The sequence below is a fragment of the Streptomyces sp. NPDC048496 genome (assembly GCF_043200055.1).
In the GTDB taxonomy this organism is placed as follows: domain Bacteria; phylum Actinomycetota; class Actinomycetes; order Streptomycetales; family Streptomycetaceae; genus Streptomyces.
Genome location: NZ_JBICXB010000004.1, coordinates 148,332 through 170,059 on the forward strand (window position 1 = coordinate 148,332; position 21,728 = coordinate 170,059).

Below are 21,728 nucleotides of genomic sequence, written 5' to 3' on the forward strand. Positions count from 1 at the left end.
GCTCGAACGAAGCTGAGAGCTTGGGGAAGGAGCTACTAGGGCATTTCGGCAACGCGGGAAGCGTGCGTGCCAGGGCGTGGCCGCCCGATCAGAGGTCACCCGACAGGCTCTGAGGCACGCACGGGCGGGGGCGGTTCCCACGGGGGGAGCCGCCCCCGCCCGCGTACCCGCTGTGACCCGGGGCGGCCGATGGGCAGGCCCTACCGGACCGAGCGGGTTCGGGCCGAGCCACCCCGAACAGATCGAGACGTCGCAGCGCTTCGCGGAGGAAGTCGCTCCGGTGGTACGGCGCGAGGCTCCCTCGACGCCCAGGAGGTGAGCGATCGATCAGCTCCTCCGGCAGACGGGGTTCTTCCGTCTGCTCCGACCCCCATAATGAAGGGATACATCGGATGTCTTGCGCCGGGGTCTGATCCCGTCCGAATCCAGGAGGACCGTCATGGCTGTCACCGACGAGGCGATCGAGAAGATCAAGGGAATGATCGTCTCGGGTGCGCTGCGGCCAGGCGACCGGCTGCCCAAGGAGAGCGAACTCGCGGCGGAGCTCGGGCTCTCCCGCAACTCACTGCGGGAGGCCGTCCGCGCCCTGTCGCTGATCCGCATCCTCGACGTCCGGCAGGGCGACGGCACGTACGTCACCAGTCTCGACCCGCAGCTGCTGCTGGAGGCGCTGAGCTTCGTCGTGGACTTCCACCGCGACGACACGGTGCTGGAGTTCCTGGCGGTCCGCCGGATCCTGGAGCCCGCCGCGACGGCGATGGCGGCGGCGCGGATCAGCGAGGCGCAGCTGGATGTGCTGAGCTCCCAGCTGGACGCGCTGGGCGCGCAGCCGTCGGTGGAGGAGCTGGTCGCCTGCGACCTGGAGTTCCACCGCGGCATCGTGCAGTCGTCCGGTAATTCGGTGCTCTGCTCGCTGCTCGACGGTCTCTCCGGGCCGACGACGCGGGCCCGTGTCTGGCGCGGACTGACGCAGGAGGACGCGGTCAGCCGGACGCTGCACGAGCACCGGGCGATCGTGTCGGCGCTGCGGGACCGGGATGCGGAGGCTGCGCGGGCCTGGGCGACGGTGCATGTGGCGAGCGTGGAGCAGTGGCTGAGGTCGACGCTGTGACATGCGTACGGGCCGGTGCGCGGAGGGTTCCGCGCACCGGCCCGTACGGACCACGGTTCAGTCCTGCTTCTCGCCGCTCGCGAAGCGCGAGATGACCAGGGCGACGATGATGATCGCGCCGTTGAGGAACTGGTTCCACAGCGCCGGGACGCCGCCGAGGGTCATCACATTGACCACCAGCTGCAGCGTCAGTACGCCGGTCAGCGCACCGAACAGCGTGCCACGACCGCCCTTGAGGCTGATGCCGCCGATGACCGCCGCGGCGAACACCTGGAAGATCCAGCCGTTGCCCTGCGTCGCGGCGACCGCCCCGTAGTGGCCGGTGTAGAGGATGCCCGCGAAGGCCGCCAGCAGACCGCCGATGGCAAGCACGATCCAGGTGACCCGGTCGACCCGGATGCCCGCTGCCCGCGCCGCTTCCGGGTTGCCTCCGATCGCATACAGCGAACGCCCGTGGCGCAGCCAGGCCAGCGCCGCGCCGCCCATCGCGAAGAGCACCAGGCAGATCCAGACCGCGGCCGGTGCGCCGAGCCACTCGCTCTTGCCGAGGTAGCGGAACGACTCAGGGACGTCGGTGATGGACTTGCCCTCGGTGATGCCGATGTGGAGTCCGCGCAGCATGGTGAGCATGCCGAGGGTGGCGATGAAGCCGTTGACCCGCAGCTTCAGCATCAGGAAGCCGTTGATCGCGCCGATCGCGAGCCCCACCAGCAGGCAGAGCGGGATCGCCGACCAGGTGGGCAGCAGGCCGAGGCCGGCGAAGCGGCCGCCCTCGGTGGGCAGCACCAGCCACATGGCGACGACGGGCGCGATGCCGATCGTCGACTCCAGCGAGAGGTCCATCCGTCCGCAGATGAGGATCAGGGCCTGGCCGAGGACCAGCAGGCTGAGTTCGGAGGACTGCTGGACGACGCTGATCAGGTTGTCGGAGGTGAGGAAGACCGGCGAGACGATGAAGCCGATCACCATCAGCACCAGGATCACCGGCACCAGGGAGAAGTCGCTCCACCGGATCAACTTGAGTCGGCTCAGCGGGCTGTCGTCGCCGAACCCGCCCCCCAGTCCCCCGTTGACGTCGTCGGCCGTCGTCGGCCGTATCGTGCCGGTCATTCCCTTTCCCCCACACCTTCCATGGCGGCGACGAGTTCCCCGTCGGTCCACCCGCTTGCGAACGTTGCGACCACGCGCCCGTGGAACAGGGCGAGCACCCGGTCGCAGACCCGCAGATCGTCCAGCTCGTCCGAGACGACGACTGCGGCATTGCCCTCGTCGGCGACCCGCCGGACGACGCCGAGCAGCGAGTCCTTGGATTTGACGTCCACACCCGCGGTGGGCCGGACCGCGACCAGCACGCTCGGCTTGCGGGCCAGTGCGCGGGCGACCACCACCTTCTGCTGGTTGCCGCCCGACAGCCCGGCGACGGGCTGTTCGGGTCCCTGTGTCTTGATGTCCAGCGACTCGATCATCGACCGTGCGAACTCCCTGGTGCGGGAGGGCAGTACGGTCCCCCACGGGCCGAGCTGGTCGGTGACGGTGAGGGTGGCGTTCTCGGCGACGCTGCGTCCCAGGACGAGGCCCTGGTCGTGCCGGTCCTCGGGGTGTCCGCGGTGCCGGGGTTGACGCAGTTGACGCGGACACCTTCGCGGACGTGATCGGCGGCCATGGCGAGGGTCAGCGAGAGCACCGCGCCCTTGCTGGCGCTGTACAGGGCGCGCTGCGGCAGTCCGGCGGTCGCCGCGATGGAACAGGTGTGGGTGATCGAGACGGCGCCGGGCCGGTCGGCCGCCGCACGCCGCAGATGGGGCAGGGCGTGCCGGGCGGTGCGGACCATGCCGAGGACATTGATGTCCAGGACCCGGGTCCACTCCTCGTCGGCGTTGTCCTCGACGGTGCCGATCGATCCGATGCCCGCGTTGGACACGACGGTGTGCAGCGAGCCGAGTTCGGCGGCTGCCCGGTCCACCGCCTCGCGCACGGCGTCGTCCTCGGTGACGTCCGCCTTCACGGCGAGGGTGCCCTCAGAGCCTGTCGGGTGACCTCTGATCGGGCGGCCACGCCCTGGCACGCACGCTTCCCGCGTTGCCGAAATGCCCTAGTAGCTCCGCTACGAGGACCTTCCAGCGCCTTGGAATCGCACGCACCAGACCGCGTCCGCTTTCCGATCGAAGGTCACCCGACAGGCTCTCAGGGGCGCCCGCGGTCTCCCGGTCGAGCACGGCCACGCGCGCGCCGCGTTCCAGCAGCAGCGTCGCGACGGCGGCCCCGATACCGGAGGCACCGCCCGTCACCAGGGCGGACATCCCCTCGAAGTCGCTTGCGCCGGCCATCAGTTGGCCTCCTCGGGCGTGCGGCGGGCCTGCCATACGGGGCCCTCCGGGTAACGGTGTGCGGCGATCGAGTCGGGGAGCATCCGGGCGGAGAAGCCCGGGGAGCTCGGGGCGACGTAGCGGCCCCCTTCGATCACGGTGGGGTCGGCGAAGTGTTCGTGGAGGTGGTCGACGTACTCGATCACGCGGTTCTCCCAGCTGCCGGAGACCGCCACGTAGTCGAACATCGACAGATGCTGCACCAGCTCGCACAGTCCGACGCCGCCCGCGTGCGGGCAGACCGGTACGCCGAACTTGGCGGCGAGCAGCAGGATCGCCAGGTTCTCGTTGACGCCCGCGACGCGCGCCGCGTCGATCTGGACGAAGTCGACGGCGCCGGCCTGGAGCAGCTGCTTGAACACGACGCGGTTGGCGACGTGTTCACCGGTGGCGACCTTGACCGGCTGCCCGGCCCGGACTGCGGCGTGCCCGAGGATGTCGTCGGGGCTGGTCGGCTCCTCGATCCAGTGCGGGTCGAACGGCGCGAGCGCGGTCAGCCACTCCACCGCGTCGGCGACGTCCCACCGCTGGTTGGCGTCGACGGCGATCCTGATGTCCGGTCCGACGGCCTCGCGGGCCAGGGAGAGTCGGCGGACGTCGTCGCCGAGGTCTCCGCCGACCTTCAGCTTGATCTGGGTGAAGCCGTCCGCGACGGCCTCCTTCGCCAGTCTGACCAGCTTGTCGTCGGCGTAGCCGAGCCAGCCGGGCGACGTGGTGTACGCGGGGTAGCCCTCGGCACGCAGCCGTTCGGTTCGCCCGGCGCGGCCCGGTTCGGCCGTCCGGAGGATCTCGAGGGCCTCGTCCGGGGTGAGGACATCGGTGAGATAGCGGAAATCGACGAGGGAGACGAGCTCCTCCGGAGTCATTTCGGCGAGGAACTGCCAGACGGGTCTGCCCGCCTGCTTCGCGGCCAGGTCCCATGCGGCGTTGACGACCGCGCCCGCCGCCATGTGCATCACGCCCTTCTCCGGGCCGAGCCAGCGCAGTTGCGAGTCATGGGTGAGCTCGCGGTACAGCGCGCCGAGATCGGCGGCGGTACGGGGCGCCGGGCGGCCGGCCACGTACGGGCGCAGCGCGTCGATCGCGGCGGCCATCACCTCGTTGCCGCGCCCGATGGTGAAGCAGAAGCCATGACCCTCGATACCGGCTCCGTCGTCGTCCGAGCCGTCCGGGGCATCCGTACGCAGTACGACATAGGCGGCGGAGTAGTCGGGATCGGGGTTCATGGCGTCCGAGCCGTCCAGTTGCTCCGAGGTCGGGAAACGGATGTCGTGGACCTCGAAGTCCGTGACGGTCTGACTCATGTGCGCCCCCAGGGGAATAACATCGGACCTCTGTTCTGGTCATCCGATGTATAGCGCCACGAATGCGCCAGCGTCCAGAGTTGAGGCGAAATTGACCGGACACAGCTCGGATGAATTCGGAGGCCGGTGCCCTGGTTGGGCCGGTGATGCACCCCCTGGGGCCAGGTTCACCCGGCCATGGACAGGGGCTGCGGCGATGGCGCCCCGACGCCGCAACGGCCTCCCCCACGACAGGGAGTGGATCAGCGAGCGGCGTCGTGCGGCTTCGATGGCAAGGCGGAGGAGGGAGTCGACGCGGAGCGTCGGTGACTGACGACAACGCCGCAAGTGAAGCCGCCGGGCGTCGGGAGCCCACTCCCTACCGCGGGGGAGGCCGTAAGGTTGGTTCGTACGCAAGGGAACTTCGGAAGGAGGCCTGGGTGATCGAGCTCGCGGGGGTTCCCGAGCTGATCGACCCGGTCATGGTGGCCGCGTTCGAGGGGTGGAACGACGCAGGTGACGCCGCCTCCACAGCGGTCGCGCACCTGGACCGGGAGTGGAAGGGCGAGGTGTTCGCGGCGCTCGACGCCGAGGACTACTACGACTTCCAGGTCAACCGGCCGACGGTCTGGCTGGACGGCGGGGTACGCAAGATCACCTGGCCCACCACGCGGCTCTCCGTGGTCCGTATCGGCGGGGACAAGCCCCGCGATCTCGTCCTGGTCCGCGGTATCGAGCCGTCGATGCGCTGGCGCTCGTTCTGCAACGAGATCCTGGGCTTCGCTCATGAGCTGGGCGTCGAGATGGTGGTGGTGCTGGGCGCGCTGCTCGGCGACACCCCGCACACCCGCCCGGTGCCGGTCAGCGGAGTCACCTCCGACCCGGATCTGGCACGGACTCTGGATCTGGAGGAGACCCGGTACGAGGGACCGACGGGCATCGTCGGCATCCTTCAGGAGGCGTGCACGCATGCGGGTGTGCCTGCGGTGAGCCTCTGGGCGGCCGTGCCGCACTATGTGTCGCAGCCGCCCAACCCGAAGGCCACCATGGCGCTGCTGAACCGCCTGGAGGACCTGCTCGGACTGCGCATCCCGCTGGGCGAACTGCCCGAGGACGCGCGGGCCTGGCAGCTCGGGGTCGATCAACTGGCCGCCGAGGACAGCGAAGTGGCGGAGTACGTACAGACGCTGGAGGAGGCCCGGGACACCGCGGAGCTTCCCGAGGCGACGGGCGAAGCCATCGCCCGGGAGTTCGAGCGGTATCTGCGGCGCCGGGACATCGGCCCGGGCTCCGGACCGGGTCAGGCGCCGGGCGGGCATGCGACGGAGGGCGGCGACGCCTCGTATCTGCGCGACCCGTCGAGCGGCCGCACCAGGCCGCCGAAGCCGTCGCGGCCGGAGACGGGGACACCGCCGGGAACCTCTGGTGAGCCCACTCAGGAGCAACCCTCCGACGACGACAACGACTCCGAGGGTTCATCGGAGGACTGACGGCGGTGCGCCGGGCGGGCACTCGCCCCGCCCGGCGCACCACTGCCCAGCCGGCTTCTCAGGAGCAGCTGAAGCGCGCCGCGGCCCAGTCCCCGTGGTCACCGGTCTTGGATCCGTTGGTGTCGGTGACCTTCAGATGCACATGGCGCGCACCGGTGACGTCGACATCTACCGGCACGGTGGCCGATGCCCCGGTCACCTTCGGCGAGGTCCACAGCACCTTGCCGTCCGCCTCGACGGAGAACGCCACTTCGCCGTAGCCGTTGATCTCGTCGTCGATCCCGGCGTCCGCGGTGAACGTGGTGCAGCGTCCGCCGAGATAGACCTCGATGTCGGAGTCGGCGTGGGTGCCGATCCCCTTCGCGTAGACCTTCCCGGCGAGGGTGAGGGTGTGTCCGTCGGTCGCGCCCGACTCGCCGTTGCTGCGGTCGCGTTCGGCCGGCCCGTAGCCGTTGGTCGACTTGAGCCACACCATGTCGCTCGCCCAGGTGTCGGAGGTCGGCGGCTCGGGCATCACCGCGGCCGCGAACCGCTGGACGCTGGTACGGGATTCGCCCGCCGCCCGGTAACGGGCGAGCGCGGTGATCCGGGCCTCGCCCGTGGCGTCCTTCGCCGGCGTGACCGCCACCTCGACCCGCCGGGTGGTGCCCGCCGGGATCCGGTCCACGGTGTTCGCCGGGGTGACCTGCCAGCCCTCGGGGACGTCCAGGCTGACCGCGGCGTCCGTCACATCGGCGCTGCCCGCGGTGACATCGACGGCCACCGTGCCCGCGACGCCCGCCCCGACCTCCTGCCCGTCCGGCGCGGAGACGACGGCCGTGGCGGCCGCGTTCTTCCCGCCGACGGCGCTGGTGTCCTCCAGCTTCACGCTGAACTTCTTGCCGGTGGAAAGCGGTGCGGTCTTGATCTTCACCACTCCGCCGCGGTCGTCCCGGTCGTACCACCAGCCCTGCTTTGCGGTCTTGTACGCGGCCGCGGAACCCAGCCGGGGCAGCTTGCCATCGAGCTTCACCGCGCTCGGCGCGGACCCGGTGTGCACGCTGAACTCGTACGGCCGCCTGCTCTGCTTTCCGGTGAAGTCCCCCTTGCTCTCAACGATGTTCACAGTGATGTCGCCCGCGCCCCGGACGGGTGCGTCGACGTCCGCCCGCTGGGTGGCGTACCTGCCGTCGCGGTGCTGCCGGGTGACACCGTCGTCCTCGTACAGCGTGAAGGACGACTTGCCCTGCGGGTAGATGTCCCAGGCCAGCGAGGAGTCGGCGGTCCGGTCCTGGTACGAGCGGATGCCCGGCCACATCGGCACACTGGCTCCGGCCTTCACGAAGAGCGGCAGGGTGTCGAGCGGGGCGCTGTAGTTGTCGACGGTGGTGGGCCCCTGGTAGGTACGGCCGCTCCAGTAGTCGATCCAGGTGCCCTTCGGCAGATAGATCCCGTCGCGGTGGGTGCTGTCCTGGTAGACGGGTGCGACCAGGAAGTCCTCGCCGGACATGAACTCGTACTTCGCCGCGTCCGTCGCGGCCTTCGGGTCGTCCGGGTATTCGAGGACGAGCGGGCGGACCATGCCGACGCCGGTCTTGGTCGCCTCGTGCGCGTACGAGTACTGGTACGGCAGCAGCGACTCCTTGAGCTTGAGGTAGTCGCGGTTGATGGAGGTGTAGGGCTCGCCGTAACGGAAGGGCTGCTTGTCGCTGGCCGCCCAGCCGTCCATCGTCATCGTGGTGCCCAGGAACATCTTCCACTGGAGATCACGGGTGTACGTCTTGGCGCTGCCGCCGAAGATGCCGTCGACGTCGCCCGTCGTGTAGGCGAGTCCGGACATCGTGGCACCCGCGTAGGTCGGGATCTGCCAGCGGATGTAGTCCCAGGTGCCGGACTGGTCACCGGACCACTGGACGCCGCAGCGCTGCGCGCCCGCCCAGCTCTCCGGGGCGTAGGTGAAGCCGCGGGCGTCGCTGTTGTTCTCGATGCCCTTGTACGCGTCCTTGCAGCCGTCCAGCGCGAACTTGTAGCCCGCGCCGACCCAGGCGACGTCCAACTTGGCGACCCGCTGGCCCGCCTTGACCTGGTCGGCGATCTTGTCGATGCCGTCCTCGGTCCACAGGCCGAGCTGCATGCCGCGGTCCTGGAGACCCTTGGTGGTCTCGGCGAGGTCCTCGTGGCCGCAGCCGTAGCCGTCGTTGACGAGCATCCAGCCGTTCGGCATGTCGTGCTCGACGTAACCGTCGGCGACCTTCAGGGCATCCAGGGTGTGGCGCTCACCGCGGTTGGCATTGTGCAGGTAGCAGTCGGAGTCGCCGATCTCCATCCCGTACACGGGTGGCAAGAAGGGCTTGCCGGTGAGCTTCGTGTACTGCCCGATGACGTCCTTGGCGTCGTCGCCGGCGAAGTAGTAGGCGTCGAAACGCTGTTCCTTGGCGCTGGTGGTCACCGGGTCGGTGAACGCGTAGGTGTTGGGCGCGTAGGTGTTGCGGAAGACGCCGTACCCGGCGGAGGAGAGGTAGAACGGCACGGAGTTGGGGTGACCGCCGTCGTTCCAGTTGTAGTCGACGCCGACCTCGACGGTCTTGTCGCGGTGCGAGGTGTTGCCACGCCCGTTCTGCATGCCGGCGCCGTAGAACTGCTCGTCGGCGCCGCGGTCCAGCGTCTGGGTGGTGCGCTTCCCGTCCCAGCTCAGCCCCTTGGCCTCGGACCAGACGAGGCTGCCGTCGGCCCGGTGGAGCTCGAAGCGCAGCGGCGACTTGTAGGCGCGCAGCGTGACGCTGTCGGTGGACAGCTCGTATCGGTCGCTCTTCTCCTTCCACCGGGTGTGCGGCGGGGCGCCCTGCGGCAGGACGATGTCGTCGCCGGCCGGGTCGGAGAACGTACCGTCCGGGGCGAGTTCGATACGGAAGGTCTCGTCGGTGACGAAGCTGACCCGGGCCTCGGCGGAGCCGGCTCTGAGGTGGTAGACGGACCCGTCGGCGGAGAAACCGCTCAGATCACCGACCGTCGTGGCCTCGGGCGCGGCAGGTTCGGCCTGTGCGCTGCCGGGTCCCGCAAACACGGCGGCCAGTCCCAGCAGCGCTGCAACTGCCACCATTCTGATGCGCGTTGATGATTGCATAGAGAGCTTTTAGCGCAACCGCGAGCATTTGACCATGGACAAAACAGGACCGGCCCCGAACTTCGTGGAGAAGTCCGAGGCCGGCCGACAGGCGGAGACGGGTTGTTACAGCGCGACGCCCAGCAGCGCGTCGACGGTGCGCGAGACGAGGCCCGGTGCACCCTCGTCCGTACCGCCCTCGGCGTTCTGGCGCTCGGCCCAGCGGTCCACGGCGGCCAGCGCGGCCGGTGCGTCCAGGTCGTCGGCGAGGGCCTCACGGACCTCTTCGACGAGGGCGTCGGCGGACAGTCCGTCGGGCCGGGAGACGGCGGAACGCCACCGTGCGAGCCGCTCGACGGCGTCGGCGAGCACCTGGTCGGTCCACTCCCAGTCCGACCGGTAGTGGTGCGAGAGCAGCGCCAGCCTGATCGCGGCCGGATCCACGCCGTCGCGGCGCAGCGTCGACACGAAGACCAGGTTGCCCCGGGACTTGGACATCTTCTCGCCGTCCAGAGCGACCATGCCGGCGTGCACGTACGCCTGGGCGAACGGATGCTCGCCGGTCAGCACCTGGGCATGCGAGGCGCCCATCTCGTGGTGCGGGAAGGCGAGGTCGGACCCGCCTCCCTGGACGTCGAAGCCCATGCCGAGGTGGTCCAGGGCGATGGCCACGCACTCGATGTGCCAGCCGGGCCGGCCGGCACCGAGCGAGGCACCGTCCCAGCTCGGCTCACCCTCGCGGGCGGCCATCCAGAGCATCGGGTCGAGCGGGTTCTTCTTCCCCGGACGCTCCGGGTCGCCCCCGCGCTCTGCGGAGAGCAGCCGCATCGCCTCGGCGTCCAGGTTGGACACCTCGCCGAAGTGCGGGTCGGTCTCGACGGAGAAGTACACGTCCCCGTCGAGCTCGTAGGCGGCACCGGCGTCCCGGAGCCGTTCGACGAGCGGGACGATGCCGGGTATCGCCTCCACCGCGCCGATGTAGTGCTTCGGCGGAAGCATGCGCAGGGCGGTCATGTCCTCGCGGAACAGGGCCGTCTCGCGCTCGGCGAGCTCGGTCCAGTCCTGACCGTCGCGCACGGCCCGCTCCAGCAGCGGATCGTCCACGTCGGTCACATTCTGGACATAGTGAACCTGCCGCTTGGTGTCGAGCCACACGCGCTGAACGAGGTCGAACGCGTTGTAGGTCGCCGCATGACCCATGTGGGTCGCGTCGTACGGCGTGATGCCGCAGACGTAGATGCGGGCGACGGGACCGGGGTCAAGGGTGATCCGTCCGCCGGTCGCGGTGTCGTGGATCCGAAGGTCGCGGCCCTTGCCAGGCAGGGCGGGGACCTCAGAAGCGGGCCAGGCATGCATGTCATGAGCGTAACCGGACGTTGCTTCCGGATACGAACCGGATACGGGATCCTGGCCGGAGAGGCCGTCTTGCGCTTCCGCGGTACCCGCTCCCCCACCCCGCCGCTTCCCGAAACCGTGGCCCTGCCCCGGCCCGCGGTCCCTCCGCCGCCGGACGGGCTGTGCGAGGCCCACAGGCCCCCTCCGGAGGCGTAACGGCCCCGAAAGCCAGCCCCCCTCCGGTGCTTGAGGAGCGGCGGTTCAGAGGCGGCGTCTCCTGGTCCCGGGAGGAACGGGCAGGGGAAACGGCTCCCGGCCCGTCACACCGGTGGCCAGGGGATCGCGGGCCACCCGCCACTCGGCCCCGGGTGCCGCCCCGTCACCCGCAGCGCCTCCACCCGCCCCCGCAACGCATCGATCTCCGCCGCAGTGATCAGCTCCGCCAGCCGGGTGACCAGCGCCGTCCCCGGGGCCAGCTCTTCCGCCAGCCGGTCCAGCACATCGACGGCCTCGGCCGTCAGCGGTTCCCCCGCCCAACCCCACAGCAGCGTCCGCAGCTTGTCGTCCGCATTGAACGTCACTCCGTGATCGATGCCGTACAGCCGGCCGTCCGGCGCCGGCAGCAGGTGCCCGCCCTTCCGGTCGGCGTTGTTGATCACCGCGTCGAGGACCGCCAGCCGCCGCAGCCGCGGATCGTCCGCGTGCACCAGCAGAGCCGTCCTCCCCTCGCCCACCTCGGCCTGGGCGACGGCCTTCCACCCGTCCCCCGGCTCCTCGTCCTCGACGAGCGCCAGCAGCGGAGGCTCACCGTCCGCGGATGCCTCCGAGGGCGCCTCGATCCACAGCTGGCACATCCCCTCCCCGTACGGCCCGTCCCGCAGCACGGTCGGCGGCACCAGCCCCCATCCCGTCACCTCGGAGATCTCGTACGCGGCGACCTCGCGCCCGGCGAGCGTGCCATCGGGGAAGTCCCACAGCGGCTGTTCCCCGGCGACGGGCTTGTATACGCAGGTGCGCTCCTCGCCCTCGTACGCGACCGTGCAGTAGAGCACCGCATTGGACGCGTCACGGATCTGACCGCGGACGGAGAGCTGTCCCTCGGTGAGCAGGGTGATCAGCCGGGTGTCCGTCAGGCTCCCCGTCGGTATCCGTTCTGGCGCGGGCATACGTGTCCTTCCGGGTCGAGCGGCAGGCTGCACAGCGGGCACGGCGGACGGCCGGCGTTCACGACGTCCAGGGCGCGCTTGGCGAACGCGCGCGCCTGCGCGCCGCTGAGCCGGACCCGGAGCATCGGCGGACCGTTCTCCTCGTCCTGCAGCATCCGTTCCTCGGCCTCCGCGAGATCGTCGTCGGAGTCCGCGTCCAGCTCGACCAGGGCCTGCGCCTCGACGATCATGCGCTGTTCCTCGCCGTCCCAGGCGAGAGCCATCGTCCCGACCCGGAACTCCTCCTCGACGGGCACGTCGAGCGGAGCGGTGTCGGTGACGTCCATCGGGGCCACCGCGGGCACCGGCGAGTTCCCGCCGGTCCTCCGCACGACCTCGTCGAGGAGTTCGTCGATCCGCTCGGCAAGCGCGGCGACCTGGGTCTTCTCCAGGGCCACGCTGGTGACACGTCCGCCTGAGGAAGCCTGCAGGAAGAACGTACGGCGTCCAGGCAGCCCGACCGTACCGGCCACGAAACGGTCCGGGGGGTCGTAGAGGAACACCTGACGGGACACGTCCTGTCTCCCTTGAGAATTGACGGTAAATGAGGGGCGGCCGGGTTCCGGGAGAGTCCCGGAAGGAAGGGCGCCCAGGGCGCGTCCACCCTACTGCGCGGAGCGATCACGGCGCCCCAGCGCCGCCGCCGACCACGGCATCCGTACCTGCTTCCGTATCCGTGGGTGCGCCGGCGCTCTCCTGGCGCGGCTCCAGCGACGCGAAGTCCCCGGTGTCGCCGAGCCGCAGCAGGAAGGGCCGCAGCCGCGTGTAGCGGATCGCGGTGACCGAGCAGGGTTCGGCCTGGATCCGCTGGAAGAGGTCGAGATGCATCCCGAGCGCGTCGGCGACGACGGACTTGATGATGTCGCCGTGCGAGCACATCACGTACACCGCGCCGTCACCGTGCTCGGCCTCGATCCGGGCGTTCCACTCCCGTACGGCCTCGACGGCGCGCGCCTGCATCGCCCGCATCGACTCACCGCCGGGAAAGGCCACGGCCGAGGGGTGCTGCTGCACGACGGACATCAGGGGCTCGTCGGTGAGTTCCGCGAGTTTGCGCCCCGCCCAGTCGCCGTAGTCGCATTCGCTGATCCGCTCCTCGGTGTGCAGCGGCAGCCCCGGCCGGGCGTCGAGCAGCGGCTGCAGAGTCTCCCGGCAGCGCTGCAGCGGGCTGCTGACTGCGGCGGCGAGGGGCAGGGAGGCGAGCCGCTCGACGAGCGCGGCGGCCTGCGCGACGCCGCGCTCGTCGAGCGCGACACCGGGGGTCCGGCCGGCGAGCACCCCGGCCGTGTTGGCGGTGGAGCGTCCGTGGCGTACGAGGATCAGGGTGGGCATACGGGCCAGCGTAGGCCGATGTCCCTCAGGAGATGCGTCGGGGACCGGAGCAGGGAAGAATGCGCGCCGTGATTGTGGATTGCGCGATTTATCGGGATGGGCGTCGTACCGACGGACCTGCCGACTTCTCCGATGCCCTCGACGAGGCACGGGCCACCGGCGACGCGTTTCTGTGGATCGGGCTGCACGAGCCCACGGAGAAGGAGTTCGACCTCGTCAACAGCGAGTTCGGGCTGCATCCACTGGCCGTGGAGGACGCGCTGAGCGCGCACCAGCGGCCGAAGCTGGAGGTGTACGACGACTCCCTCTTCGTGGTCATCAAGCCGGTGGTGTACGAACACGAGGACGACACCGTCACCACCGACGAGCTGATGATCTTCATAGGCGACTCGTTCGTCGTGACGGTCCGGCACGGGGAGGGCGCGCCGCTCGCCGAGGTACGCCGTCGGCTGGAGGCGGATCCCGAGGTGCTCAAGCACGGCCCCACCTCGGTCCTGTACGCGGTCAGCGACGCCGTCGTCGACCACTACATCGATGTGGCCGGGGAACTCCAGGTCGACCTGGAGGAACTGGAGACCGAGGTGTTCGCACCGAGCAGCACCATGGACACCAAGAACACCGCGTCGCGCATCTACACCTTCAAGCGGCAGGTGCTGGAGTTCCGCCGGGCCAGCGGCCCCCTGAACGCGCCCATGGCCCGGCTGGCAGGCGCCACTGTGCCGTTCGTCGACGAGCACTCGCAGCCGTTCTTCCGGGACGTGAGCGACCATCTGACGCGCGCCAACGAGCACGTGGAGGGGCTGGACCGGCTGCTCTCCGACATCCTCGCCGCACATCTGGCGCAGACGGGGCTGCGGCAGAACGACGACATGCGGAAGATCTCGGCGTGGGCGGCCATGGCGGCCGTACCGACGATGGTGGCGGGGATCTACGGCATGAACTTCGACCACATGCCGGAGCTGCGCTGGGTGTGGACCTACCCGACGGTGATCGGGCTGATGGGCTGCGCGGTCCTCGGCCTGTACCGCCTGTTCAAGCGCAACGGCTGGCTCTGACGACAGGCTGCCCGCCGAAGGTGCGGCTCAGAGCCTGTCGGGTGACCTTCGATCGGAAAGCGGACGCGGTCTGGTGCGTGCGATTCCAAGGCGCTGGAAGGTCCTCGTAGCGGAGCTACTAGGGCATTTCGGCAACGCGGGAAGCGTGCGTGCCAGGGCGTGGCCGCCCGATCAGAGGTCACCCGACAGGCTCTCAGGCGTACTCGGGCGCCGGTACCGCCGGGCCGCCCAGCGCGTCGCGCCGCTCGGGCGGTTCCAGGCTGACCATGCGCCGCCAGCCGACGAGCCGTTCGTACGCGTAGACGCCGTGGATCCCCGCGGCGAGCGTCGCCGCTCTGGCCCTGGACCAGCCCAGGATGCGGCCCATGTGGGCCATCACGGCGAGGCTGACATCGCGGTACACCCGGATCTCGGCAAGGGCGCACTCGCGCAGGATGCGCTGGATCGTCCGGCCGTGTCCGGCGCGGGCGAGGCGGAGCAGCTCTTCGTGGCAGTACGCCAGGTGGTTGTCCTCGTCGTTCGAGATCATCTTCACCGCACGGCCCACGTCGGGGTGGTCGGCGAAATACTTGTGGAGCGTTCTCATCTGTTCGGAGGCGCGCTGCTCGGTGACCCGGCTGTGCGCCAGATACGTGACGATGTCGAGCTCGGAGAGCGGCTCGTCACGTTTCAGCTGCTCGTGGGCGAGGCCGATGCCGTGCTTCTCCAGCAGCATCGTGTAGTCCGTCTCGTGCGGCACCTCGGCCGGCCACAGCCCGCGCTTCTTCAGCAGGGCGTGGAAGATCCGGCCATGCTTGTCCTCGTCGGCGCCGTGCCGGACGATCTTGGGAACGAGGGCGCGCTGGCTCTCGGGGGCCAGGGCCGCGATACGGCCGTTCTCCCAGCCGCCCTGACTCTCGTCACCTGCGGCGATCGAACAGAAGAGCCGGAACGACCCGTCGTTGTCGAGAATCTCCTGGAACAGGCTCTTTGCCGAGAGCATCGCTGGCGCCTCCGTACCGGTGTCCGCAGAAGGAAATTCAAATGCGGCACGGGAAGGCAGGCAACAGGAGGCACGTCGGGCAGGACCGAACGGGTGCCGCGTAACCGATGGGGGGCCGGGCGCGTTGTGCTGCGTAACGGCCGTGGCGGGGAGGACCCCCGAGCCCCCACCACGGCCGTAGTGCTGCCCGCGGCAGGGCAGGGCCTAGGCCAGGCCGGACCGCTCCAGCGCGTCCGTACCGGCGCGCAGCGCGGCGATCCGCTCCTCGCGGGTGAAGCCGGCCGGGGCGAGGGTCAGGGTCGTGACACCGGCGGCGGCGTAGGCCTGCATGCGCTCCGCGATGCGCTCGACCGAACCGAGCAGCGTGGTCTGGTCGATCAGCTGGTGCGGTACGGCGGCGGCGGCGCCGGTCTTGTCACCGGACAGGTACTTGTCCTGGATCTCGGCGGCTTCCTTCTCGTATCCCATGCGCTGGGCGAGCTGGTTGTAGAAGTTCTGCTTGCGGCTGCCCATGCCGCCGACGTACAGCGCGGTGTAGGGGCGGAACATGTCGGCGAGTCCGTTGATGTCGTCACCGATGGCGAGCGGCAGCGTCGGGCAGACGTCGAAGCCGTCCATGGTCTTCCCGGCCTTCTCGCGGCCCGCCCGCAGGTGCTTCACCGCGGTGTCCTCGAGATGGTCGGCGGACGGGAAGATCAGCAGCGCGCCGTCGGCGATCTCGCCGGTCTGCTCCAGGTTCTTCGGGCCGATCGCGGCGATGTAGAGCGGAATGTGCTCGCGCTGCGGGTGGACGGTGAGCTTGAGGGGCTTGCCGGGGCCGTCCGGCAGCGGAAGCGTCCAGTGCTCGCCCTCGTAGGAGAGCCGCTCGCGGGACATCGCCCGCCGGACGATCTCCACGTACTCCCGGGTGCGGGCCAGCGGCTTGTCGAACTTGACGCCGTACCAGCCCTCGGAGACCTGCGGTCCCGACACACCGAGGCCGAGACGGAACCGGCCGCCGGAGAGCGAGTCGAGGGTGGCGGCGGTCATCGCCGTCATGGCGGGCTGGCGGGCCGGGATCTGCATGATCGCGGAGCCGACGTCGATGGACTCGGTCCGGGCGGCGACCCAGGTGAGCACGGTCGGCGCGTCGGAGCCGTACGCCTCGGCCGCCCAGCAGACGTCGTAGCCGAGCCGGTCGGCCTCCTGGGCGACGGCGAGGTTGTCGCCGTCCATTCCCGCGCCCCAGTAGCCGAGATTGATGCCGAGCCGCATAGCCACTCCCCTTACTGATCAGTAACGTCCCTGTGGTCCGGACTCTAGCGCGCACCACCCGGATCCGGCAGGGGCGACCTGACTCCGGGTTGTCCACAGGCTTCCTCCCCGTGGGGCTCTGGCCAGTAATCTCAGCGCCCATGGAGCAGAGGCATCTCGGCCGCACCGGCCTTCGAGTGTCCCGGATCGGGCTCGGCACCCTCACCTGGGGCCGGGACACCGACGAGCACGACGCTGCCGAACAGCTGAAGGCCTTCTGGGAGGCGGGCGGCACGCTGGTCGACACGGCCGATGTGTACGGCGGCGGGACTGCCGAATATCTGCTGGGGCGGCTCGTCGAGGGCCTGGTGCCGCGGCGCGATCTGGTCATCGCGACGAAGGCGGGCAGCGTGGCCGACCCGCACCGCCGCTTCGACGGCTCGCGCGGTCATCTGCTGGCCGCACTGGACGCCTCGCTGGAACGGCTCGGTACGGACTACGTGGATCTGTGGCAGCTCCACGCCTTCGACCCGGCGACTCCGCTGGAGGAGACCCTTCAGACGCTGGAGCTGGCGGTGTCCACCGGGCGCGCACGGTACGCGGGGGTGTCGAACTTCTGCGGCTGGCAGCTCGCCAAGGCGGCGACCTGGCAGCTCGCCTCGCCCGGGGCGCGCACCCGGCTGGCCAGTACGCAGATGGAGTACTCGCTGCTGCAGCGGGGCGTGGAGCGCGAGGTGCTGCCCGCCGCACTCGATCTGGGCGTGGGGCTGCTGCCGTCGTCGCCCCTGGGCCGCGGGGTGCTGACCGGCAAGTACCGCACGGGCACCCCGGCCGACTCGCGCGGCGCCTCCGAACTGCTGGCGCCGTTCGTCGAGCCGTATCTCGACGACCCGGCGAGCCGCATCGTGGACGCGGTGGCGACGGCGGCCGACGGGCTGGCCACGACGGCGCTGCAGGTGGCTCTCGCCTGGGTGCGGGACCGTCCCGGAGTGGTGGCCCCGATCGTCGGCGCGCGCAACGCGCGGCAGCTCACGGAGGCATTGTCAGTGGAGGCGCTTAGTCTTCCTGACGAGATCTGCCAGGCGCTCGACGATGTGTCGGCGCCCGTGCACCGCTATCCCGACCAGGACTGGAGCACGCTGTGACTGCGCTTCCCCGGGGGGAATCCCCCGGCCCCTCGGCCGCCGACGACGACACCGACGTCGCCGGCTCCGCTTCCGCCGTACCCGCCCCGTCCGCCGAGGACGTGGCCGAGGACGTGGGGGCCGACGAGAGCGAGGCGGAGGAGACGGACGGGACAGCGGAGCCGGCTGCCCCGGAGGAAGCCGACAGGACGGATGCGGTCGGCGCGACGGACGCCGGCACGGCGCCCGTCGCCGCCGCGCTCTCGGAGGCCGAGGCCGAGCTGGCCGCCCAGCGGGAGCTGCGGGAGCGGATCGAGAAGCGCAAGGCCGAGAAGGAGGGCCCGATCGCTGCGGGCGCCAAGCTGAGCGGGCAGGCGGCCGATCTGCTGGCGGCGGTGCGTGCCGTGGAGAGCGGCGAGAAGCCCGGCGCCGCGTTCTTCGACTCGCCCGCACCGGCACCGCGCCGAGCCGCGCCCGCGCCGGTACGCCCCCGGGAACCCGAGCCGGTGTTCGCACCGCAGGGTGCCTCTCCGGAGGCCGTGGCCGCGGTGGCGGCAGTCCTGGCGGAGGGCGGGGCACCCGAAACCCTGGCCGTAGCGGCGGCGGAGACGCTCGGCGCGCAGGCGGCCGACGTGCTGCGCGCGGACCCGTGGCAGCTGCTGGCCGTACCCACCGTCCGGCCCGAGCAGGCGGACGGCTTCGCAAGGGCCCTGCTGGGCGCCGCGTGCGGTCCGGACGACGAGCGGCGGACGGCGGCGCTGGTCGGCTGGCTGCTGGAGCGCGCCGCACTGCAGGGCCACACCGCGCTGGACACGTCGGCGGTGCGTGCCGCGCTCGCCGAGCGTGCGGTGACCGACCCGGAGGCGGCCGTGCGGCACGCCGTCGCCGAGGGCGTCGTGCTGGTCTTCCAGGACGGTCCGGACGACCAGGAAGCGGACGGGGATGCAGAGCCCGACGGGGACGAGGCGGCGGACGGGGCCGGGCAGGAGCCGGTCCAGGTGCTGCTCGGTCTCGAGCGGTACGCGCTGGCCGAGGAGAGCCTCGCCGACGGCCTGGCCCGGCTGGTCAACGCCTGCGAGAAGGACGCCGACTGGTCGGAGGCGGCCGCGGCCGCCGGTTCCCCGTCGGCGGCCGAGCTGATCCGTGCGGTCGCGGCCGGTGGCCTGACCGCGCACACGGGCGGCGACGCGGCGCGGGCGGAACCCGCCGCGCTGATCGTCGCAGCCCGCGCCCTCGGATTGCGGGCCCTCGGCGCCACCCACAGCGTGGACGGCAGACAGCGGCTGGCCGAGGCGCTCGACGAGCCGTCGGCGGCCGTCACCCTCGCCGGGCTGCTCTCCGGCGCGGAGGGCCCCGGCCGGGACGCGGACGGGGCGGTCGCTGTCGATCTGCTGGTCGTGCTGGACGCCCCGCAGCTGGACGTGGAAACCGCCGCGATTCTGGTGGAGTCCCTCCGCGACGGCGCCCGGCTGGTGCTCAGCGGTGACCCGGGGGTGCTGGGCTCGGCGGGTGCGGGGCGGGTGTTCGCGGACGTCCTGGCCGCCCGCACCTGCCCGCAGGTCGTATCCCGTACGCCGGATCCCGGTCCGATCGGCGAGCTGGTCTCCGGTATCGGAATCGGTGAGCTGAACCAGGTGGCGACCCCCGGCAAGGAGGTGGTGATCGTCCCCGTGCAGGACGCCGGCGAGGCGGTGCACCGGACCGTGCAACTGGTCGCCGACTCGGTGCCGCGTGCGATCGGCGTCCCGTCGGCCGACACCCAGGTGATCACCGTCGGGCACGGCGGCTCGGCGGGCACCCGCGCACTGAACGCGGCACTCAAGCAGCGTCTCAACCCCGGTCCCGGCCGTTTCGGCGGCTTCGACCCGGGGGACCGGGTCGTACACGTCCCGACGCCCGGCAGGACCGTGCCCGGGACGGTTGTCTCGGCCGACGCCGAGGGACTGCATCTGGACTGTGCGGGCACGCCAGTCGTCGTACCGCAGGAGCGGGTGGAGTCGTCCGTGCGCCACGGCTGGGCCCTCAGCGCCCACCAGGCGGCCGGGATGCGTTGGCCCGCGGTCGTCGTCGTGCTGCCCGGTGACGCGGCTCGGGGGCTGAGCCGGGCCTGGGTGTACACCGCGTTCAGCCGTGGCGAGCGGCATCTCTCCGTGGTGCACGGGGTGGATCAGGCGCTGCCGCGCGCGGTGGCCCTGCCCCCCTCCCAGGACCGCACGACCCGGCTGCGCGCCCTGCTGGAGGCGCAGCAGACAGTCACCGACTGACGGCCTCGCCCGAAGGGCGGCCGCGCGGCCTCCGGTGCGTCGCCGGTGCCCTGGGCGGGGCACCCGCGACGGCTGTCTGTCACCGACAGCACACGGTCAGGAGCTGTCGGTCGCCAGGTCGTCCAGCTCCTCGTCGAGCTCGTCCTCGTCGAAGACGGAACTGACGTCGAAGCGGCACACCACCAGTTGAGGGTCTGCCTCGTCGAACGGGGCATTGAGCCACTCCCCCGGCTCGGGAAGCTCTTCCGCCGCGGCGACCCAGAGCGTGGAGTCGCCTTCCTCCAGGCCGAACTCCTGGTGCCGGGAGGCGATCTCGTCCGGTTCGTACTCACCGAAGAGCACGCCGAGCGCCGCATGGACACTGGCGCCGACCACGGCGCCGGTCCCGTTGGCGCGGCCGTCCGGGTCCGGGTTGGCGATCCGCTGTGCCTGGGCGAGCAGCCGGGGCGGCTCCACCACCGCGTAGTCGCGGCGGATCAGCACGCTGAGCGCCTTCGGCTCCTCGGGACCGCTGTACGGCGGCAGGGAGTCGTCGGCGCCGGGGATCTCGAAGGGGGTGACCTCGTCGTAGCGGTCGTAGAGGAGTTCGTCGTAGACCTCGGCCGCAGCGGCCAGTGCATTGAACGCCTCATAGACGGCGGGGTCGTCGTCCCCGGACCGGCGCTCGACCGCCGCGAGGTGATGGTCGAGCGCGGCTTTGACCGCATCGGCGGCGGCGCGTACCTCGGCAGCGGTGGGCTGCGCAGCATCAGACATAGTGCAGACGCTATCCGTACACAGCCTCTGCCCGCACAATAGATGCGATGCCGGAATACGAATTTGTCGATGTGTACGTACCGCGCGGGGTCTCCCGGAAGGATACCGCCCGCCTGCTGACCGACCATGCCGAGTACGGGCACTGGGAGTTGGACCGATTGACGCTGCGTCGTGACGGCAGCCGCAGGGTGCGGCTGCGGCGGCGGATCATTCGCCAGATACGCGCCACCTGGTGAGACGAGCGGGCCCCGCATCCGCGGGGCCCGCTCGTCTTCGTCCGGTCTGCCCCGGTGCCGCAGCCCGTGGTTATGCGGCCATCCGGGAGCGGCGGTACAACACCGTACCCGCGCCCGCCAGCAGCAGACCCGCGCCCGCGGGGACCAGCAGGCCGAGCCCGCCCGCTCCGGTGTGGGCGAGCTGGGGCTCGGGCGCGTTCGGCACGCCTCGCGGTCCGGGTACTTCGGGCTTCTCGGGGGTGAGCGGGGTGACCGGGGTGATCGGGGTGACCACCGGGGGCGTGCTCACGTCGGGGTCGTTCTCGCACGTGTTGCCGGTTGCGGGGCTGAGCAGGCCGCCGATGGTGACACTGTTCCCGCAGGCGTTCACGGGGACGTCGACGGGGACCTGGATGGTGTTGCCCGAGAGGATGCCGGGCGAGCCGTTCGCGTACCCCTCGGCCGTGGCGCCGCTGAAGCTTCCGTCGCCTCGGGCCCGGTGCTTGCGCGTTCCGGCGCGGTACTCGCGGGTGAGGTCGCCCATGGCACGGCCGGCCGCTGCGTGGCGGCCCGATGCCTGCGCACCCGACGCCTGGGCGCCCGAGCCGTGCCGCCCCGAGGCACTGCTTCCCGAACCGTTTCCGCAAGCGTTTCCGGCCGCCGGATTGAGCAGTCCGACAACACTCACGGAGTTACCGCATACGTTGACCGGGACGTCGACCGGGATCTCCACCGAATTCCCCGAAAGTAACCCCGGGGAATTCGACGCGTCGCCGGCCGCTCCCGCGTCGGCGTGTGCGTATCCGCCACTCAGCGCGAGCACTCCGCCCGCTGCCGCCATGGTCATCAGGCCTTTACGCGTGACCTGTCGCATAGGTTGTTCCCTGCCTTCTAC

At 70.8% G+C, this 21,728-nt stretch carries 17 protein-coding genes and 3 pseudogenes; 6 read left to right on the forward strand and 14 right to left on the reverse strand.

Annotated features, from left to right (window positions below; all coding sequences use genetic code 11):
* The first annotated feature begins 439 nt into the window (after positions 1 to 439).
* Positions 440 to 1,111 carry a FadR/GntR family transcriptional regulator gene (locus ACGFSA_RS06760; protein WP_393300623.1) on the forward strand — a complete coding sequence of 224 codons (672 nt, stop codon included), beginning with the start codon at positions 440 to 442 and terminating at the stop codon, positions 1,109 to 1,111.
* A 57-nt stretch (positions 1,112 to 1,168) separates the two neighbouring features.
* Here ACGFSA_RS06760 and ACGFSA_RS06765 read toward each other — a convergent pair whose 3' ends face one another.
* The 5 genes and pseudogenes from ACGFSA_RS06765 to ACGFSA_RS06785 all read right to left on the reverse strand — a co-directional run bounded on the left by ACGFSA_RS06765 (position 1,169) and on the right by ACGFSA_RS06785 (position 4,781).
* Positions 1,169 to 2,221 carry an ABC transporter permease gene (locus ACGFSA_RS06765; protein WP_393300626.1) on the reverse strand — a complete coding sequence of 351 codons (1,053 nt, stop codon included), beginning with the start codon at positions 2,219 to 2,221 and terminating at the stop codon, positions 1,169 to 1,171.
* Positions 2,218 to 2,709: pseudogene (locus ACGFSA_RS06770) on the reverse strand (ATP-binding cassette domain-containing protein); the annotation flags it as partial. The gene ACGFSA_RS06765 and the pseudogene ACGFSA_RS06770, both read right to left, overlap by 4 nt.
* Positions 2,658 to 3,131 (reverse strand): annotated as a pseudogene (locus tag ACGFSA_RS06775) (SDR family NAD(P)-dependent oxidoreductase); the annotation flags it as partial. The pseudogenes ACGFSA_RS06775 and ACGFSA_RS06770, both read right to left, overlap by 52 nt.
* A 166-nt stretch (positions 3,132 to 3,297) precedes the next feature.
* Positions 3,298 to 3,438, reverse strand: a pseudogene (locus ACGFSA_RS06780) (SDR family NAD(P)-dependent oxidoreductase); the annotation flags it as partial.
* The gene (locus ACGFSA_RS06785) at positions 3,438 to 4,781 is read right to left on the reverse strand and encodes an L-fuconate dehydratase (RefSeq protein WP_393300629.1); all 1,344 of its coding nucleotides are present in this window, start codon (positions 4,779 to 4,781) and stop codon (positions 3,438 to 3,440) included. The pseudogene ACGFSA_RS06780 and the gene ACGFSA_RS06785, both read right to left, overlap by 1 nt.
* Before the next feature lie 419 nt (positions 4,782 to 5,200).
* Here ACGFSA_RS06785 and ACGFSA_RS06790 point away from each other — a divergent pair, with 419 nt between their 5' ends.
* Positions 5,201 to 6,250, forward strand: a complete 1,050-nt coding sequence (locus ACGFSA_RS06790) for a PAC2 family protein (RefSeq protein WP_393300632.1) — start codon at positions 5,201 to 5,203, stop codon at positions 6,248 to 6,250.
* A gap of 58 nt (positions 6,251 to 6,308) precedes the next feature.
* Here the strand turns inward: ACGFSA_RS06790 and ACGFSA_RS06795 are convergent, their stop codons facing one another.
* The 5 genes from ACGFSA_RS06795 to ACGFSA_RS06815 form a co-directional block, all read right to left on the reverse strand.
* Positions 6,309 to 9,353 (reverse strand): NPCBM/NEW2 domain-containing protein, encoded by a 3,045-nt coding sequence (locus ACGFSA_RS06795; RefSeq protein ID WP_393300635.1) that lies wholly within the window; start codon positions 9,351 to 9,353, stop codon positions 6,309 to 6,311.
* Positions 9,354 to 9,458: 105 nt separating this feature from the next.
* The gene (mshC, locus tag ACGFSA_RS06800; protein WP_393300638.1) at positions 9,459 to 10,688 is read right to left on the reverse strand and encodes a cysteine--1-D-myo-inosityl 2-amino-2-deoxy-alpha-D-glucopyranoside ligase; all 1,230 of its coding nucleotides are present in this window, start codon (positions 10,686 to 10,688) and stop codon (positions 9,459 to 9,461) included.
* Between the two features lie 299 nt (positions 10,689 to 10,987).
* On the reverse strand, positions 10,988 to 11,833 hold the full coding sequence (locus tag ACGFSA_RS06805) for an SCO1664 family protein (protein WP_393300641.1): 846 nt from the start codon (positions 11,831 to 11,833) through the stop codon (positions 10,988 to 10,990).
* Positions 11,797 to 12,387 (reverse strand): DUF3090 domain-containing protein, encoded by a 591-nt coding sequence (locus ACGFSA_RS06810; RefSeq protein ID WP_030918365.1) that lies wholly within the window; start codon positions 12,385 to 12,387, stop codon positions 11,797 to 11,799. Before ACGFSA_RS06810 ends, ACGFSA_RS06805 begins: the two co-directional genes overlap by 37 nt.
* A 106-nt stretch (positions 12,388 to 12,493) precedes the next feature.
* On the reverse strand, positions 12,494 to 13,204 hold the full coding sequence (locus ACGFSA_RS06815) for a histidine phosphatase family protein (protein ID WP_393300644.1): 711 nt from the start codon (positions 13,202 to 13,204) through the stop codon (positions 12,494 to 12,496).
* 59 nt (positions 13,205 to 13,263) lie between these two features.
* Between ACGFSA_RS06815 and corA the strand changes: the two genes are divergently transcribed.
* Positions 13,264 to 14,259: a magnesium/cobalt transporter CorA gene (gene corA, locus ACGFSA_RS06820; protein WP_393300647.1), complete on the forward strand. Its 996-nt coding sequence runs from the start codon at positions 13,264 to 13,266 to the stop codon at positions 14,257 to 14,259.
* 193 nt (positions 14,260 to 14,452) lie between these two features.
* Here corA and ACGFSA_RS06825 read toward each other — a convergent pair whose 3' ends face one another.
* Positions 14,453 to 15,241 carry a ferritin-like domain-containing protein gene (locus ACGFSA_RS06825; protein WP_393300650.1) on the reverse strand — a complete coding sequence of 263 codons (789 nt, stop codon included), beginning with the start codon at positions 15,239 to 15,241 and terminating at the stop codon, positions 14,453 to 14,455.
* A gap of 204 nt (positions 15,242 to 15,445) precedes the next feature.
* The gene (locus tag ACGFSA_RS06830; protein WP_393300652.1) at positions 15,446 to 16,495 is read right to left on the reverse strand and encodes an LLM class F420-dependent oxidoreductase; all 1,050 of its coding nucleotides are present in this window, start codon (positions 16,493 to 16,495) and stop codon (positions 15,446 to 15,448) included.
* A 140-nt stretch (positions 16,496 to 16,635) separates the two neighbouring features.
* On the opposite strand from ACGFSA_RS06830, the gene ACGFSA_RS06835 reads away from it, so the two are divergent.
* Together ACGFSA_RS06835 and ACGFSA_RS06840 are read left to right on the forward strand one after the other, a co-directional pair.
* Positions 16,636 to 17,619, forward strand: coding sequence for an aldo/keto reductase (locus ACGFSA_RS06835; protein WP_393300655.1), 984 nt, complete (start codon positions 16,636 to 16,638; stop codon positions 17,617 to 17,619).
* Positions 17,616 to 19,862 (forward strand): ATP-dependent RecD-like DNA helicase, encoded by a 2,247-nt coding sequence (locus ACGFSA_RS06840; RefSeq protein WP_393300658.1) that lies wholly within the window; start codon positions 17,616 to 17,618, stop codon positions 19,860 to 19,862. The genes ACGFSA_RS06835 and ACGFSA_RS06840 overlap by 4 nt, the downstream gene beginning before the upstream one ends.
* Positions 19,863 to 19,958: 96 nt before the next feature.
* On the opposite strand, the gene ACGFSA_RS06845 is transcribed toward ACGFSA_RS06840, so the two are convergent.
* A complete protein-coding gene (locus ACGFSA_RS06845) occupies positions 19,959 to 20,618 on the reverse strand; it encodes a hypothetical protein (protein WP_393300661.1) in 660 nt (219 codons plus the stop codon).
* 47 nt (positions 20,619 to 20,665) lie between these two features.
* Between ACGFSA_RS06845 and ACGFSA_RS06850 the strand changes: the two genes are divergently transcribed.
* Complete coding sequence (locus ACGFSA_RS06850; RefSeq protein WP_393300664.1) at positions 20,666 to 20,854, forward strand: DUF5703 family protein; 189 nt, start codon at positions 20,666 to 20,668, stop codon at positions 20,852 to 20,854.
* A gap of 70 nt (positions 20,855 to 20,924) precedes the next feature.
* Here ACGFSA_RS06850 and ACGFSA_RS06855 read toward each other — a convergent pair whose 3' ends face one another.
* Positions 20,925 to 21,707, reverse strand: a complete 783-nt coding sequence (locus ACGFSA_RS06855) for a chaplin (RefSeq protein ID WP_393300667.1) — start codon at positions 21,705 to 21,707, stop codon at positions 20,925 to 20,927.
* Positions 21,708 to 21,728: the final 21 nt, after the last annotated feature.